We start from the raw sequence: 15,693 nt of genomic DNA, 5'->3' as shown, positions 1-15,693 counted from the left end.
AGTGCTTCACGGCGTGAGAGTTCAAGTCTCTCCTTCCGCACCAAATTGGGGTATAGCCAAGTTGGTAAGGCAGCGGGTTTTGATCCCGCCATTCATAGGTTCGAGTCCTGTTACCCCAGCCATATTTTTGAAAAAACCGCTCTTTTGAGCGGTTTTTTTGTTTATATTGGCATTCTTTTATAGCGTTGCTTTTCCCTTCCCCTTTAAATGAATAAATTTTCTATATACGAGCATAAAACGTCATAGTTTCAGTACGTTTTCATTGTCCAATCATTTAATTGTCGTGCTAGTATTGGGCTTTATCGATATAGCTCGGCATACTCAACGTTTTAGCAAATACCGTTTTGCATAAAGCTTACGTTTGTTCTGACAACGCACCTGTCATGTTCAGTTCATATTTACACGCCGAGCAATAATTAAAACAATAACGAAGGAAAGTGCGTGATAAACGAATTCGTTTCATTAGTTAACAATATTCTGTGGGGAGACGGCCAGGTACTTATAATCATGCTACTTGCATGTGGTATCTGGTTTACCGTAAAACTTGGTGGTGTGCAGCTTAGGCACTTCGGTCATATGTTCAGCCTACTGAAGGGCAGTAACACCTCTAGTAAAGACGGCATAAGTTCATTCCAAGCTTTGTGTACCAGTTTATCGGCTCGCGTGGGTACCGGTAACTTAGCTGGCGTTGCAGTTGCTATATCACTAGGTGGCGCTGGCGCAATTTTTTGGATGTGGATGATAGCCCTTCTAGGTATGGCCACTGGTTTTGCTGAAAGTGTGTTAGGCCAGCTATACAAAGTACGTGACGAAAACGGCGAGTTCCGTGGCGGCCCTGCTTACTACATCAAGCAAGGGCTCAATAAAACCTGGTTAGCTGTCGCTTTCTCGCTTTGTTTGTTCTTTGGCTACGGGTTTGTTTTTAGTGCTGTTCAAGCTAATACTATTACCGATGCACTAAACAACGCTTACTCGTTTCCCAGTGAATATGTGGGCTTAGCCATTATTGCACTCGCCGCCTTAATTGTTGTAGGTGGTTTACGAGGCATTGCGCGCTTTGCTGAGTTTGTCGTGCCGTTTATGGGCATTGGCTACGTGCTTGTGGCATTGGCTATTACCTTTATCAATATTTCAGAACTTCCGGCCATGCTGCTTGATATAGTGAAATCAGCATTTGGTTTACAGGAAGCAGGTGCCGGTGCATTAGGTGCCGCGATTAAAAATGGTATTCAGCGTGGCCTTTACTCTAACGAAGCTGGAAGCGGCTCAGTACCTCACGCAGCGGCAAGTGCGGTTCCAAACCCTAACCACCCGGTATCGCAAGGTTACATTCAGATGCTAGGTGTTTTCTTAGACACACTAATATTGTGTACGTCTACGGCGTTTATTATTCTGCTAGCGGGCGGTTCAAGCTCTGATCAAATGGAAGGCATTCGCCTAACACAAGATGCCATGAGCAGTCACCTAGGTGAAGGTGGTACCGACTTCGTGGCAGCCGCCATTAGCTTGTTTGCTTTCACTTCAGTAGTCGCAAACTACGCCTATGGCGAGAGTAACCTGCACATGTTCAAGCTAGATAACAAAATAGGCCGTGCGGCTTATACCATAGGTTATTTAGGTATGATTTATTGGGGTGCTCAGGCAGCACTGCCTCAAGTATGGGCCATGGCCGATATGGCGTTGGGCTTAATGACAGTAATTAACATTATCGCCATTGTGTGGATGACACCTACGATTGTGTCTATCAGTAAGGATTACTTCAAGAAAAAAGACACTGGCGCAAACATGGAATACAAAGCGGGTGACTGCGAAATACAGGGTAAATCAGAAGACGGTATTTGGGATTAACCCAACATTTAAAGTAAAAAAGGGGCATCATTGATGCCCCTTCTTGTTTCTATAAAGCAGTTTTAATGAGTTTGATAAAGTACCTTACCGGTAGCAAAGGTTAACCTGACATTACCATTACTATCTTCATCACAGTAAATATTGTTATTCAAACTGGCTTCTCTTTCTGAGTCTGCCAGTAAGAAGTCAGACTCCCATATAAGTTCGCCTGAATGCATATCTAATGCGTACACTTTTGATTTAGCTTGGCTAGAATCATATTGCAGATCATCGGTTAAGTTAAACTCAGGGGAAATGACATATGTCACGCCGTGAGCTTTTATATCAGAAAACTCGCTACAATAGTCAAGGCGATTTGCTGATGTCATTCTGGAGATTTCAATGCTTGAATCAGAGTAAACAGAAACAAAGCTGTCATCAACAACGTTATAAATGTGATTGAAAAGAAGCGCTTGTGGGTTGGTGCTGTTAACGTTAATTCTCTCTCTAACCATGATGGATACAAGGGGGCTATCATCAACGTATGCGTTCACAATAGCTGGCTCATCGGAGATAAGATACACCTCTTGCTCCGTTGGATATTTAACTTTTCTAAAAACTTCAAAGCCTTCAGGTGTCTTTTGTAAAATAACGAGATGATCGTCAACAATCATCGCAATATAATTGTTTTCCTGCCAAGTATAACCACTCAGCCCTCTGATTCGTCCGCTTCCCTCAAGGCCCCATAAGGTTAGTTGCGCCACTTCCTCCATGCTGTCTTGTTCAACAATGAAGAGCTCTCTGTTCACTCTTACGAAGACATAGTCAACACCGGCCACGTTAACAAAATCAAATTCTGGAGGGCTACCATTCACATTAATCGCGTATTCTGACACTGCATTGCTGTTAAAACTTTTTCTCACTAACGTAGAGTCAAATACTTCCCAACCGTAAGTATCAAGAGATGTGGTCGACAAAGAAATAAAGGTAGGCTCTAGTTCAGCAGCCGCTTTTTCAGTGAATGAAGTACTTCTATCTTCATTTAAGCTAAATACCCCTTTCAAACTTCCTACCGCATAGCCATCTCTTGTGGCAGCAATGTTTCCCAAAACCTCATAATTGTCGACGTCTGAAATTAAATTTTCTACAACAGGGTCAGGTGTGCTGTTGGTAGCTACTGTAAGGGTGTGTTTGAGCCTTGTCGCATAATCGCGATTTCTCACTTCTATTTCAAAGTTAACGTCTAGCGGGTAGCCAAAATTAGGCACAAATGCTTTCCATTCAATGCTACCGTCATCGGTTATTTGCATATCTAACGGCGAGGTAACTAACCTAAATTCGAAGGGTCCGTTCCCCTGGGCATTTAATATCTCAATATTATTTGAATATATTTCACCCACCTGCAGGTTAGACGCTAAGCTCGCTAGCTCTATTTGTGGTTGGCTTTGTTTAACATAAACCGACACCGTCACAGGGTCTGACTCCACCTTCCCATCAAAAGCGATAACCTGAAGCTGATATTGACCTGACTGCGAAAAGCTTACGCGAGTATTGTTAAAGCCGTTATTTTGAAATGAGACGTTAGCACCTTCAGGGGCCGATAGAACGCTCCACTGAAAAGTAAGAAGGTCATCATCAATATCACTACTTTCGCTTGTGTCTAATAACATAAAAACGTTGCGGTCAGCTTCAAGTGACGTAGATGCCACATTAACAAGTGGCGCCGTATTTTCAGCATCTAAATAGTTTTGATTACCAATAAAAGAAAAAGGAATAACAAGTGTAGGCTCTTCAGCATTATTGATATCGCTGAAAAGGCCAACAGAGACAAGCCCTTCTTCTTTTTCTTTGATTATAAGTGTGCTTGAGCCCGTGATAGCGAGGGCAAGAGACGGTGAAGTGAATGAGCCAGGTTGCATAGTCGTAATATCAACGTAACCATAAGGAGAAATGTAGATTCTGCCTTCAGGCACTAGCACTGGGTTATTTTCGGAAATCGTCGTGTCGACATCTACGTCATCAATAAATACTGTAACACCTGATGACGCGTACGTAAGCAGCCCGTTTACGGTGGCTGACTCTGTGTATTGTTCACCAACAGATGCTTCAATCGTACCCTCGAAGGTTGCAACCATTCGTGAATTGTCGATGGTTAGGCTATCAAATGACAGGAGCCCCTCAAACGACTCGCCATTAGAAGACACAGACGATACAGACAACGCACCTTTACCATTGAAGGTATAAGGCCCCAAAGCGCAGTTTATGTATTCAACCTCAGAGGTATCATTTTTTAACTCGCCAACAATTAACTCTCCAGACTCACAGTCTACCCCTGTCGGTTGCTCGTGATCCGTTAACACTCGGTCAAAACGGGCATAAGGGAATTCGTCTGCATGCACTAACATTACAGACGTATCTAAAGCCGACGTTACATAATAGGCAATATCATAAGCAGAAGTGCTGTCGACTACTGCTTCATTTTTAAGCCCATCATACTTGCTAAAAAGTCCGCTTGGAGGAGGGGTTGGATTGGTAGGTGTTACAGGGGTAGGTGAAGGGGATGAGGAATCTCCGCCTCCCCCTCCGCATGCTGATAATACCGATAAAGTGACGACGGCAACCGCACTATGTTTGATAAGGCTAACTATGCTGTTCATATTACACTCGTAATTATGAGCATGCTTTATAAGAACATCGGAAAAATAGAAGAGGCAATGCTTTAGAGAGGTAAACTTACTTAACTTTATCCAAAACGCGACAACTAAAACTATCCATGTTTTTAAACGGTAAGAATGCTCGATTTTTCTGCTGATTCAACACGAAAAGTTAAACATTAATCTTCGTCTTTTCAAGCCCTATTTCATTGATACCCTACAACGCCACTGGCAAATGCCCTGTCTTAACCCAGATGATTGTTTCTTCATCAACGTATGGATGATGCTGGCTCATATGCGGGTTTCGAATCCAGCTGCCTTTAGGGTACTCGCCGTGCTCGTCCTTAAAGGTTCCAGACAACACAAAAATCTCTTCACCACCAAAATGCCTATGAGGTTTAAATACTTCTCCGACTGGCCACTTGACCAGCGCTACATGTTCATGCTCAAAATTGTGGAGCGGCATCACCTGTAGACCGCCCTGCCCTTGCAGCCATTCTGCCGTTTTAGTGTTTACCCTAACTTCGCTTAAATCCCGCTTATCGAACTGATTGAGTTTAACCAAGATCACGCAACCTTCTTTACTAAACGGGCTGTGTTTACTGCCCGGCGGATTACGCAGGTACGTCCCTGCCGGATAATCACCGTGCTCGTCGGAAAAAACGCCTTCTAATACGAGAATCTCCTCACCATAGGGATGGCTATGCTGTTTAAAGCTAGCGCCCGGCTCATATCTCACAACGCTAGTCGTGTGTCCCGACTCCTTAGCTTCTCGCTCCAATGGCTTGCGCCAAACCGTAGCGGACGGCGACGGCTGCCACTCTTGCTTCTGCGTATTAATAGCTAGGCGTTCATCAAAGTTCATATTTAACATTTAGGTCACCGATTGGTATTGGCGCGTTATCGCTCTTTTATTAAGGACCACTACTCAGGTCTTAGCATTTCAAAGAAGTTTTCTTGAGAAATCGTATAGTAATCTCCCTTCCCTCCACCACGGCTCACAGGCGCGCTTTTAAGCGTGCTGTAAACGCCGTTTTCGATAAGCGATTTGTCAATATGAACGCCCACTACCTCGCCCATAATAAACCAGCTATTCACGTCATCGCCTGAGGCTGATTTTAGCTGTACCACATCAGTAAGCTTGCATTCCATACTAACTTTGCTGTCTTTTACGCGTGGAACCTGCACTATTTCACTGTCTACAGTCTGAAGCCCTGCATGGTCGAACTCGCTCTCCTCTGGGGCCAGAGGCTTACTGGTTGTGTTCATCGCATTAACCAAATCTTCCGATACCAGATTCCAGCAAAACTCACCGGTTTCCTGTACGTTGATTAGCGAATCTTTTTTGCTGCCTACCACTGAAAAACCAATAATCGGTGGCGTATAGTTTAGCGCGTTAAAAAAGCTGTAAGGCGCGAGATTAAGTATTCCGTCTTTCGATCTTGTCGAAATCCAACCAATAGGTCGCGGGGCAATGATGGCGTTAAACGGGTCATGTGCGAGACCGTGGCCGTTTTTAGGTTGGTAAAAATGCGTGTGTGACAAAACCATTCCTTAAAAAGTGTGATAGTGTAATTGATAGCTCTGATATGACTACGTCTCCTCCCGTTTTCAAGATTAATAAGGTAGTTTATGACTGCACGCAGTGTCGCATTTTCCAGAACCCGACTCACAGAACTTATGGTGCCCTCCTTCGCTAACTTTGGTGGCAAAGTGCATGGCGGCGTCATTTTATCTTTAATGGACAAAGTGGCCTATGCTTGTGCAAGTAAGCATGCTGGCGCATATTGCGTAACCGTTACGGTTGATGGCGTAGAGTTCTTACAGCCCGTTGAGGTTGGCGATTTACTGCATCTAGATGCTACTGTCCACTATGTTGGGAATACATCGTTAGTGGTGGGCATTAAAGTAACAACGGAAAACATAAAAACCAACGAAGTGAAGCATACCAACAATAGCTTTTTTACTATGGTGGCCAAAGACGACAGCGGTACGCCGGTTTCTGTCCCTGAACTTGAACTCACGAACCATCATGAAATGCGCAATTTTGTAACCGCTATTCGCCGCAGTAAAATTCGCAAAGAAGCACAAGTTAAGCTTCAGCGTGATTATGATGCTTTCATTCCTAAAGAAGATTTTGCGCTAGTTGATGCACACCGATGTGTATTGACGTTCGATAGAGACAGCTAATCGGACTTGTTTCAGCCCCTGTTTCAAATGATAGCTGCGTTAACCTTAGCTTCAGCACGAAAGATATAGGTTTGGTAAACGCAAGTGTTTCATACTGGCGCTAAACAAAAAAAGCAGGCCAAATAGGTCAGCCTGCCTTTTGTTTTTATCCGTGTTTTACCGCATTGTTAGAAGCGATACGCAACTTTGCCGTATACAAAACGGCCTGTGAAGCCGTAAGGCGAGAAGCCTGAGTATGAGAATAAACGAGAGAACGTAGTTACATCGTCTACCAAATCTCGGGTTGGCTCTGGGTATACATCGAATACATTGTTGGCACCTACCGATACGGTTAACCCTTCTGTCAACGCTATACGAACATCCAAGTCAGTGATCCATTCCGAAGGAAGAATTTCGTTGCGGGCTTCAATTGAAGAAGGATCTTCCACTTCACCATAGCGTGTGGTGCGAAGCGTAGTGGTGTAACGGTCGTAGTTCCATGTAACGCCCAAGTTTAACTTACTGTCTGGCGAGCTCGTTTCAAAACGACGAAGCTCAACATCGCTGAACAGGTTGTCTTGGTCAAAGCCTGCATTTTGAAGCACTTCAGGCGCATCAATTACGCTGGTTACTTCATTGTCGTTAAAGTTAGCACCTGCGTTAAAGTTAAACGCACCGTAATCTGCCGTGTTCAATGTATAGGTAGACACAATATCAACACCTTCGGTACGGGAATCTATGGCGTTTAAGAAGAAACGCGCCTGATTAGCACCCGTGCCTTCTAGTAGTGCTTCAATTGCTTCACCCGATAGGTTGTTAGACAGTACAATACGGTCATCAATATCGATGCGATAGAAATCTACCGTTAAGTTAAAATCAGCCGTTGGAGAATATGTGAAGCCCGCGCTGTAGTTATCCGACTCTTCTGCATCTAAACCTGGGCTACCCAGCGCCTGTGCCACATCGCTTGAAGGTGCAAAGGTCCCGGTTTCAGTTGGCTCGCCGTCAACAAAGACGGTAGCAATTGAGGTGAAAAACTGCTGTTGAAGCGACGGAGCTCTAAAGCCTGTTGATACCGACGCGCGAAGTGCAAACGCATCGCTTAAGGTTACACGGTGCGACATCTTCCAGTTGAACGTGCTGCCAAAATCAGAATAATCTTCATAACGACCGGCAACAGCAACGTTCCAGTTCTCTACCACATCAGCTTCCAAGTCTACATAGAAGCTATAGTTGTGACGGCTGTTGTCACCGGCCGACTCTGGTGTAAAACCGGGGAACACTTGAGAGCCAGCTGCACCAAACGGCCCGTCAACGGGGTCGGTCACAGCTCCGCCTGGACCGAAGGTACCTTGGATGTACGAGTTCTCTTCACCCGCTGTAATATCATAACCTTCGTGGCGATATTCTGCGCCCATTGCAAAGTTCATTTCGCTGTAAAACAGCCCTGTATCGACCAGACGAGATGCGTCTGCATTAATGATAGTCGTATCGTACTCAAGGGTACCCGCGTCAAACTCAGTCTGACTTGTTGGGCCAAGGGATGTATTTAGCGTGTTAACAACACCGTACTCTAGCTCGTTACCGCCGTGCGTAACTGATAGGTCATAATTCCATACATCACCGTAGCCTTTAATTCCGGCGATAAGCGACATATCTGTGATGTCGGTCTGAATAGCAGGTAAGAAGCCGTCAGGGTAAATTTCAACAATGTTGCGCGAGTCTTGTGCACGGCGATAGAAACCACTGCCTAGCGAGTCACGGGTGCTGTAGCCTGCTGTAGTGTAAAACTCGACGCTATCGGTAAGTGCTTTACCCGCATTAATAAACAGCGCGTAGTCTTCTACCTCACCATTACCGTATACGTGATTATAGCGATTTACTGTGAGTTCACGTGGGTCGAGGTTGCCTTCTGCATCACGAGCATAGTTTTCTCGCTGATCGTAGTCGGCACGATTTGCTTGGCCGCGGTCGCGATATTCACCTGAAACATTTACAAAGCCATCGTCGCCCCACTCAAAACCCACGTTTCCACGAAGGGTAAAGGTTTGGCCGTCGGTTACCTCTCGGTCACTTCCTTCGGTGAACGCTAGGTCGCCGTTAGCGTCAATAGCAACATTTTCAAGGTTTGGCACGCCGTCCATTGTAGTAACGTTAGCACCGTAGGTTGCCGATACTTCACCGCCTTCTGCAGCATCTTTAAGCACAATATTGATAACGCCCGCAATAGCGTCAGACCCGTACTGAGCTGCTGCACCGTCACGCAATACTTCAATTCGTTTGATGGCATTAGCTGGAATAGCGTTTAAATCTACCGCTGATGATCCGCGACCCACCGAGCCGTTTAGGTTAAGTAGCGCAGATGTGTGACGACGCTTACCATTGACCAGTACAAGGGTGTGATCGGGGGCTAAACCGCGAAGCTGAGCTGGGCGCACGTGGTCCGTACCATCGGTAACTGAAGGCTGCGGAAAGTTAAAGCTTGGCAGTAACTGGTTAAGGATCATGTTGGTTTCAGTTAAGCCTGTCGCCTCAATAGATGAAGCGTCGATAATATCGATAGGTACCGGGGAATCATTGACGGTACGCCCTACTCGACGTGAACCTACAATTTGGATTTGTTCAACATCCTGCTCATCGATAGCGGTTTGCTCTTGAGCAAAAGACGCGCTAGAAAAAGATATTCCGGCGATTGCAGAAGCAATTAAGGAAAGCTTAAAAACAGAAGCGTTAATTTTAGCCTGTTGCATTGTGATGTTCCTGAATTTTATGTGTTTACTTCAAGGAAGAGAATTTCGCTTATGGCAAGCGCTTTAGAGCGCACTTACCAAGTGCTTCTTCTTTCTCGTTTAATTTAGGGTTAATGCTAAACGCTTGTTTGAACTACAAGACTTATTTTTATAGACGTGAAACCAACGGGGTTTATGCGCTGAGTTAAGCACAAAATAGCGGGGCTATACAATACTAAAGTAGTAATAAAAGTGTAAATTCGACAATATGCAGAATCTAGAGGATGAGGAGGTATAAACTAACAAAACGGTTCGCTTAGCGCTTAAGTACCGCATATTTTAATTGCGAGTGTAGCTCGACGGTAATTAAGGCTGGTGTTAATAGGAGCGACAAACAACTATTTGCCGCGCCTAATGAGTAGAGGCTCTGCCAAAAAGCTTACGCTTTTTTAAGCTTCTTTTTTAACTTTTTAAGCTTGCCTTCCTGCTTAGAGATTTTAGCTTTAGTTGCTTTGATTTCTTTTTTTAGCTCTTTTTTCTTAGCCATAATAACTATCCTTTCGATTTATTGTTCTTTCGTAGTGTTTTACTGCCAATAGCAGCACTTAGAGCCCATCGTGTTTTTCGATGAACTCGCGGATGAAGCGCCTAACTTCTCGAGCGGCAGACGTATCAAGCGCTTCGCAGAGTTCAATAAACTGAGCGCGCTCTTCATCGTTAATCCGAATAATCATTTGACTATTCTTTTTCTTCTTTTTGTTGTTTTTCTCAGACATGTAGCGCCCTTATAGGCCAAAACGACTTCATCCGTTTAACTAATGTATAGCTTTTGTATATACAATTCAAGTGACCGCTGATCCCTTTGCTAAAGTTTGTCATAAAAAGGTCATAGAATATTAATTGCATTGACTTGTTCGATTGTCACAATTGAACGCGTTTACCAACAGATGATTAGAAGAAGTACCATGATTGATACACAGTCTTTCGCACACCTTTCATGTTTAATCGAAGGCATCGCACTTGTTAAACATTCAGAGAATCGCTCCAGCCAAGATTTGAAAACCCTTTTAGAGAGCCAGGGTTACGATGCAGCAATAGCGGCAAATACCGCTGAAGCACTTAGCGAACAGCTTCAATTAGCCTCACAAAGAAAACGGAAGCCGAGGCTTCCGTTTTGCACATTTCGCTAATTGTCTGGTTCACGTCAGTGAATTAAGCCTTACTTTGGCGACCATTCAAACTTTTTAAACGGCTCGTCTACTGGCGTTTCAGCTAGGTGATTCGTGTAGTTACTCATCACTTTTTGCGCCAATACCAAGATAATTTCTAACAGCTGTTTGTGCGCATACCCAGCATCATAGAATGCCTTAAGCTGAGTTTCTTCAACATTACCACGACCACGCGTTACCGCGAGTACGGTTTCTTTTAACGTGTTGAGTTTGCTATCTGAAAGAACTTCATCGTTACGGAGCTCCTCAATTAGCGTATCACTTACATTCATACTTTTTGCAATACCTGTATGCGCCGGTACACAGTAGTGACATGCATGTTCAACGTTAATTGACTGCCATACTACGGTAAGTTCATCTGCGCTGAACGATGTTTCTTGCGCTAGCTTGTGCAGTACTTGGTAGCCTTCTAGCAATGTAGGCGCCTCTGCCATGACGGCATGTAGGTTGGGCAGCATGCCAAATGCACTTACCGAGTTATCAATGAGTGGCTTTGCCGCCTCCGGTGCCGTGTCTTTCGTATGTAATGTAAAATCGCTCATATCACTCTCCTATTGATGTGACTAGAAACTTAAATAACCCTTCTGGTTACTCTTACCTCTTTGGTATGACATTAATAATAGGTTTACTTGAACGATCGTTCAAGCGATAATTGAACACATGTTCAAAGTATTCACGTATAAGGTATGCAGCAATGAAATATGACCACGATGAAATAATCGAAAAAGCGACCACACTTTTTTGGCAGCGAGGCTTTCAAGCTGCGGGTATGCGTGATATCCAACAGGCATTAGACATGCGCCCCGGTAGTATCTACGCGCGCTTTCAAAGTAAAGAAGGATTGTTCAAGCTTGTTGTGGAACGCTATGCAGAGAACAGCGCAAAGCGATTAAAGCAGGTGAAAGAAGCAGAATCGCCTTTAAATGCGCTTTATTGCTTTTTTGAAACAGCATTGACTGTGCCTAATGAGCAGCGCTATATGCGCCAATGCTTGCTAGTAAAGTCTATTGCAGAATTAGATATCATTGGTGATGTCGCCAAAAAAGCGGTGCTTGATAGTATGCAGACCCTTAAGGCTGGCTTTAGCGATATTATTGAAGCCTGTATCGAAAACGGTGAATTGCCTGCACATACGCCAACTACATTAGCTGCGGACTGGCTTCAAAATCAATTCGTGGGTTTGCGTGCGTTCGCCTTAATGCAAGACGAAAATAAAGCCACTATTCAAATGATCGACAAAGTAATGATCGACTTAAAAGGGCAATGGCCTCAAAAAACGCGTTAATGTGAATGACGGCTCAAAGGCGCTGAAACAGCGTATTTTCACAACGAGTGCTTTAAAAGCCGTTGCATAGAATATGGTTTAATCAAACATGCGACTTGGAATAACTCTCTTTAACCAAGCGAAAAGGTTATTATTGTTAGCTTTTGAATCAACTCGGGTTCGCTTAATTTCAACCCACTGTTCTTGTTCAATAATCACGTTACCATCAACAAAGGGGACGTATAATTGATCACCTTCAAAGTGGGTTCTAAACTCTAAGTAAAAGTCGCCGTGCAGCTCCTCAAGTAGGGCATCGGATTCCCCCAAACCGTCGGGCAGAAAATAATAAAACTGAGTAAGAATAAGCCTTCCTTCAGCGTTTAGCTGGTAACTGCCCGCATAGCCATCCCAACAGGCAGACATCACCTCAACCTTTTCGGGGTCAGGTGTACTCTTCAACTGATAAAAGTTTTTCTCACCTTCGTCGAATGGGTGCCCTTGCCAAATATAATAAAGGCTATAGCCTTTTAAACTAACCAACGGGCATTGATTAGAGAACCCTTGCGAGAATTGTACGGTCATTCCTTTGAACCTTTTTTAATTATGAGCTGGGTTAGCTTAAACAAGTGAAATGATTTTGTGCTTTTTCAAATCTAAGCAAAGGCTTTTAAGAGAACAACAAACGCAATAATTGCGCAATAAGCAGTATTCCCATCAACGGCCAAATCCACTTCGCCCATTTAGCCGCATCTTCACTACTTATACGCATTTTAGAGCGCTCTATTAGCGGTATAATTAATGCCAGTGCACCAAACAACACCGCCAGTAAAATTAATACTTCCATTATCGTAACCCTATCGCATATTTAAGCACTTGATGTTTAGCAGGCTCGATGCGCTGCGCCACAGAAAGCAGCTGGTTTCTTACCCATTTAATGGGGGCAATATCGTTGCTAAACAAGGTATAAAACCCATCCATTGCGCTCATCATTACCACGTTATCTCGCTTTCGTGGCCTTTCATAGTCGCCTACAAGCATTTGCAAAAATAGGTTATCCGTTAGCGACAGCACACCAGTGCTGTGGCTGGCATTAACCTTAGCGGTAACAGATAAAAACGCCTCTATATCTTTAAACCCTAAGTTCACGCCCTGCCCAGCCAATGGATTAATGGTGTGCGCTGCATCACCGATTAACACACAGCAGCCTTTAACATAGTGTTTAGCATGAGAACGAGTAAGCGGAAAAACCGCTTTGTCTACAACAGAAAAGCTGTTGTCATTTTTAGTGAGTTCATCAGGAAAAGTGTTAAGAATTTCACTCTCAAGTTGGCTCGCTTTTAAACTTTTTATGCGTTTGAGTTCGTCGGGCGAGTCGTACCACACAAGCGAGGCATAGTTGTCGAACATAGGCAAAAACGCTTTTGGGCCGCTTGAGGTAAACTGCTGCCAGGTCACAGGTTCTACAGGCTTTTCCATTTTGATTGTGATACCCATTGCCTGTTGGGCATACTGCCAACCTGTGGTGCCGATACCGGCCGCTTGTCTTACCTGAGAGTTTGCACCATCAGCACCAATAAGCCAATTCGCCTCGATAGTTCTGCCGTTCGATAGGTTAACGGTAGCAGTATTGGCTAACAGAATGTCTTGCACCGTTTGGCCACTAATAAGCTCAACATTCTCATACTGTTTTAGTGCTTCGTGGCAACCTAGTTGCAACAATCGGTTTTCTACAAAGTAGCCAAGCTGGGGCATATCGATACTTTGTGCGGTGAAGTCTGTTCGATGCGCAGGGTCGTCCCACACGCTAAGGCCCGTATACGGCTTTACACGCATAGCGGCAATATGCTCCCAGGCGCCCAGTGCTTTTAAAAGCGTAACGGAAGCCTCGCTTATTGCCGATACCCGCAGGTCAGGTCCATCACCGTGGTGAAAAGGCTTAGGCAAGTGAGGCTCTATAACCACTACCTTGTAGTGCTGCTGTGCAAGGCCTAGCGCCAGCGCAGCCCCCACCATTCCACCGCCATTTATACAGAAATCGACCATTTACTCTCCTTAAAACACGCACTTGCATTATGTCGTAAAATACCAAGCCCTGTGAAGTAAAACGTCATACCGTTTAGAGGTAGATCATAGCGTTAGATCAAAAATTCACTAATCGTCGCAATACACTGGGAATATGCATACATAACAGGTAAAATATGCGGCTATTTTGAACATCTTCTTGTAACTGACATTGTTAGTTGTTTTTTGCGGGCTATTTTGATGTGCCCGATTAAGAACACATGGGCAGATGCTTTTGTCTTTACCCACGTAAAACTGCATTCACTTACAAGAACACTAACAGGTTATCGAATAGTTGTTATGACTAAAAAGCTGTATATCAAAACCTGGGGCTGCCAAATGAACGAGTACGACTCGGAGAAAATGGCAGACTTACTAGACTCAACACACGGCTTTAGCGCTGCACAAAGTGCTGAAGAAGCCGACGTTATTTTGCTTAACACCTGCTCTATCCGCGAAAAAGCGCAGGAAAAAGTGTTTCATCAACTTGGCCGTTGGAAAACCCTCAAGCAAGATAAGCCAGAACTTATTATTGGTGTAGGTGGCTGTGTAGCCTCACAAGAAGGCGACACTATTCGTCAGCGCGCGCCATTCGTAGACTTGGTTTTCGGCCCGCAAACACTACACCGCTTGCCTGAAATGATTAACGAACTTAAAGGCGGCGCAAAGTCAGTGATTGACGTGAGCTTCCCTGAAATTGAAAAGTTTGATCGCCTGCCTGAGCCGCGCGCTGAAGGGCCAACGGCGTTCGTTTCCATTATGGAAGGCTGTTCAAAATACTGTACATTCTGCGTAGTACCTTACACCCGTGGTGAAGAGGTAAGCCGCCCTGTTGATGACGTATTGCTTGAAATTGCACAGCTTGCTGGCCAAGGCGTACGTGAAGTAAACCTTCTTGGTCAAAACGTAAATGCATACCGCGGTGAAAACTACGACGGTACGATTTGTCGTTTCTCTGAGTTACTTGAACTCGTTGCAGCTATCGACGGTATCGACCGCATTCGCTACACCACGTCGCACCCGGTTGAATTCACCGACGACATCATAGATGCGTACGCCTCAATTCCAGAGCTTGTTGACCACCTTCACCTACCGGTTCAAAGTGGCTCAGACCGCATATTGAACCTTATGAAGCGCGGTCATACGGCATTAGAATACAAATCTAAAATGCGTAAGCTGAAAAAGATTCGCCCGAACATTAGTTTGTCGAGCGACTTTATCATTGGGTTCCCTGGTGAAACCGATGCTGACTTTGAAGCCACCATGGATTTGATTCAGGCCGTTGATTACGATCTTAGCTTCAGCTTCATTTATAGTGCCCGCCCTGGTACACCAGCGGCTGATGCTGTCGACGATGTAACGGAAGAGACCAAAAAGCAGCGTCTTCACCTTCTACAGCAGCGTATTACGCAACAAGCATTGCGCATTGCTCGTCACATGGTAGGTACAGAGCAGCGTATTCTGGTTGAAGGTCCGTCAAAGAAAAACCCAATGGAGCTTTCTGGACGTACTGAAAATAACCGGGTGGTAAACTTTGAAGGCACACCTGACATGATTGGCGAATTCGTTGATGTAAACATCACCGACGTGTTTACCAACTCACTACGTGGTGAAGTTGTGCGCAGAGAGAGTGAGATGGGCTTGCGTGTTGCCGTTTCGCCCCAATCTATTATGGCAAAGCATCAGGCAGATATGCCCGATGAGCTTGGCGTGGGTCAATTTAGCCCAGCCTAAATACATTTAAAGCGAGGATAAAAGTA

The 15,693-nt window shown here is 44.7% G+C and carries 14 protein-coding genes and 1 tRNA gene; 6 read left to right on the top strand and 9 right to left on the bottom strand.

The features are described 5' to 3' along the window. Window positions 1–46: 46 nt before the first annotated feature. Together ACTRWF_RS16660 and ACTRWF_RS16655 are read left to right on the top strand one after the other, a co-directional pair. Window positions 47–122, top strand: a tRNA-Gln gene (locus ACTRWF_RS16660). 319 nt (window positions 123–441) lie between these two features. After that, on the top strand, window positions 442–1,848 hold the full coding sequence (locus ACTRWF_RS16655; protein ID WP_462835903.1) for an alanine/glycine:cation symporter family protein: 1,407 nt from the start codon (window positions 442–444) through the stop codon (window positions 1,846–1,848). A gap of 62 nt (window positions 1,849–1,910) precedes the next feature. Here the strand turns inward: ACTRWF_RS16655 and ACTRWF_RS16650 are convergent, their stop codons facing one another. The 3 genes from ACTRWF_RS16650 to ACTRWF_RS16640 form a co-directional block, all read right to left on the bottom strand. After that, window positions 1,911–4,484, bottom strand: coding sequence for a hypothetical protein (locus ACTRWF_RS16650; protein WP_462835902.1), 2,574 nt, complete (start codon window positions 4,482–4,484; stop codon window positions 1,911–1,913). Window positions 4,485–4,698: 214 nt separating this feature from the next. Further along, window positions 4,699–5,355, bottom strand: a complete 657-nt coding sequence (locus tag ACTRWF_RS16645) for a cupin domain-containing protein (RefSeq protein ID WP_462835901.1) — start codon at window positions 5,353–5,355, stop codon at window positions 4,699–4,701. Window positions 5,356–5,405: 50 nt separating this feature from the next. Next, a complete protein-coding gene (locus ACTRWF_RS16640) occupies window positions 5,406–6,026 on the bottom strand; it encodes a flavin reductase (protein WP_462835900.1) in 621 nt (206 codons plus the stop codon). 87 nt (window positions 6,027–6,113) lie between these two features. On the opposite strand from ACTRWF_RS16640, the gene ACTRWF_RS16635 reads away from it, so the two are divergent. Continuing rightward, window positions 6,114–6,671: an acyl-CoA thioesterase gene (locus tag ACTRWF_RS16635; protein ID WP_015066812.1), complete on the top strand. Its 558-nt coding sequence runs from the start codon at window positions 6,114–6,116 to the stop codon at window positions 6,669–6,671. A gap of 167 nt (window positions 6,672–6,838) precedes the next feature. Here ACTRWF_RS16635 and ACTRWF_RS16630 read toward each other — a convergent pair whose 3' ends face one another. Together ACTRWF_RS16630 and ACTRWF_RS16625 are read right to left on the bottom strand one after the other, a co-directional pair. After that, window positions 6,839–9,400 carry a TonB-dependent receptor plug domain-containing protein gene (locus ACTRWF_RS16630; protein WP_015066811.1) on the bottom strand — a complete coding sequence of 854 codons (2,562 nt, stop codon included), beginning with the start codon at window positions 9,398–9,400 and terminating at the stop codon, window positions 6,839–6,841. A 584-nt stretch (window positions 9,401–9,984) separates the two neighbouring features. Beyond that, window positions 9,985–10,155 carry a hypothetical protein gene (locus tag ACTRWF_RS16625; RefSeq protein WP_012517922.1) on the bottom strand — a complete coding sequence of 57 codons (171 nt, stop codon included), beginning with the start codon at window positions 10,153–10,155 and terminating at the stop codon, window positions 9,985–9,987. Window positions 10,156–10,344: 189 nt separating this feature from the next. Between ACTRWF_RS16625 and ACTRWF_RS16620 the strand changes: the two genes are divergently transcribed. Next, window positions 10,345–10,569, top strand: a complete 225-nt coding sequence (locus ACTRWF_RS16620) for a hypothetical protein (RefSeq protein WP_462835899.1) — start codon at window positions 10,345–10,347, stop codon at window positions 10,567–10,569. A gap of 29 nt (window positions 10,570–10,598) precedes the next feature. Here the strand turns inward: ACTRWF_RS16620 and ACTRWF_RS16615 are convergent, their stop codons facing one another. Continuing rightward, window positions 10,599–11,150 carry a carboxymuconolactone decarboxylase family protein gene (locus tag ACTRWF_RS16615; protein WP_015066810.1) on the bottom strand — a complete coding sequence of 184 codons (552 nt, stop codon included), beginning with the start codon at window positions 11,148–11,150 and terminating at the stop codon, window positions 10,599–10,601. A 152-nt stretch (window positions 11,151–11,302) separates the two neighbouring features. Here ACTRWF_RS16615 and ACTRWF_RS16610 point away from each other — a divergent pair, with 152 nt between their 5' ends. Further along, window positions 11,303–11,893 (top strand): TetR/AcrR family transcriptional regulator, encoded by a 591-nt coding sequence (locus ACTRWF_RS16610; RefSeq protein ID WP_015066809.1) that lies wholly within the window; start codon window positions 11,303–11,305, stop codon window positions 11,891–11,893. A gap of 78 nt (window positions 11,894–11,971) precedes the next feature. Here ACTRWF_RS16610 and ACTRWF_RS16605 read toward each other — a convergent pair whose 3' ends face one another. From ACTRWF_RS16605 to ACTRWF_RS16595, 3 genes are all read right to left on the bottom strand, one after another. Continuing rightward, window positions 11,972–12,454 carry a hypothetical protein gene (locus ACTRWF_RS16605; RefSeq protein ID WP_015066808.1) on the bottom strand — a complete coding sequence of 161 codons (483 nt, stop codon included), beginning with the start codon at window positions 12,452–12,454 and terminating at the stop codon, window positions 11,972–11,974. A gap of 85 nt (window positions 12,455–12,539) precedes the next feature. After that, window positions 12,540–12,716, bottom strand: coding sequence for a hypothetical protein (locus ACTRWF_RS16600; protein WP_012517917.1), 177 nt, complete (start codon window positions 12,714–12,716; stop codon window positions 12,540–12,542). After that, the gene (locus tag ACTRWF_RS16595) at window positions 12,716–13,915 is read right to left on the bottom strand and encodes an FAD-dependent monooxygenase (RefSeq protein WP_020743264.1); all 1,200 of its coding nucleotides are present in this window, start codon (window positions 13,913–13,915) and stop codon (window positions 12,716–12,718) included. Before ACTRWF_RS16595 ends, ACTRWF_RS16600 begins: the two co-directional genes overlap by 1 nt. Window positions 13,916–14,233: 318 nt before the next feature. Between ACTRWF_RS16595 and miaB the strand changes: the two genes are divergently transcribed. Continuing rightward, complete coding sequence (gene miaB, locus ACTRWF_RS16590; protein WP_012517915.1) at window positions 14,234–15,667, top strand: tRNA (N6-isopentenyl adenosine(37)-C2)-methylthiotransferase MiaB; 1,434 nt, start codon at window positions 14,234–14,236, stop codon at window positions 15,665–15,667. Window positions 15,668–15,693 lie beyond the last annotated feature (26 nt).

It is taken from the genome of Alteromonas sp. G5_S2_22_S1, from assembly GCF_054968525.1.
Note: the sequence above shows the minus strand (reverse complement) of the source record. Positions and strands in the feature narration are given on the sequence as shown.

What these genes read in the sequence shown, in the direction of transcription:
- ACTRWF_RS16650 (WP_462835902.1), bottom strand. Translation starts at nt 4,484, where the DNA reads ATGAACAGCATAGTTAGCCTTATCAAACATAGTGCGGTTGCCGTCGTC.
- ACTRWF_RS16645 (WP_462835901.1), bottom strand. Translation starts at nt 5,355, where the DNA reads ATGTTAAATATGAACTTTGATGAACGCCTAGCTATTAATACGCAGAAG.
- ACTRWF_RS16635 (WP_015066812.1), top strand. Translation starts at nt 6,114, where the DNA reads ATGACTGCACGCAGTGTCGCATTTTCCAGAACCCGACTCACAGAACTT.
- ACTRWF_RS16630 (WP_015066811.1), bottom strand. Translation starts at nt 9,400, where the DNA reads ATGCAACAGGCTAAAATTAACGCTTCTGTTTTTAAGCTTTCCTTAATT.
- ACTRWF_RS16625 (WP_012517922.1), bottom strand. Translation starts at nt 10,155, where the DNA reads ATGTCTGAGAAAAACAACAAAAAGAAGAAAAAGAATAGTCAAATGATT.
- ACTRWF_RS16620 (WP_462835899.1), top strand. Translation starts at nt 10,345, where the DNA reads ATGATTGATACACAGTCTTTCGCACACCTTTCATGTTTAATCGAAGGC.
- ACTRWF_RS16615 (WP_015066810.1), bottom strand. Translation starts at nt 11,150, where the DNA reads ATGAGCGATTTTACATTACATACGAAAGACACGGCACCGGAGGCGGCA.
- ACTRWF_RS16610 (WP_015066809.1), top strand. Translation starts at nt 11,303, where the DNA reads ATGAAATATGACCACGATGAAATAATCGAAAAAGCGACCACACTTTTT.
- ACTRWF_RS16605 (WP_015066808.1), bottom strand. Translation starts at nt 12,454, where the DNA reads ATGACCGTACAATTCTCGCAAGGGTTCTCTAATCAATGCCCGTTGGTT.
- ACTRWF_RS16600 (WP_012517917.1), bottom strand. Translation starts at nt 12,716, where the DNA reads ATGGAAGTATTAATTTTACTGGCGGTGTTGTTTGGTGCACTGGCATTA.
- ACTRWF_RS16595 (WP_020743264.1), bottom strand. Translation starts at nt 13,915, where the DNA reads ATGGTCGATTTCTGTATAAATGGCGGTGGAATGGTGGGGGCTGCGCTG.
- miaB (WP_012517915.1), top strand. Translation starts at nt 14,234, where the DNA reads ATGACTAAAAAGCTGTATATCAAAACCTGGGGCTGCCAAATGAACGAG.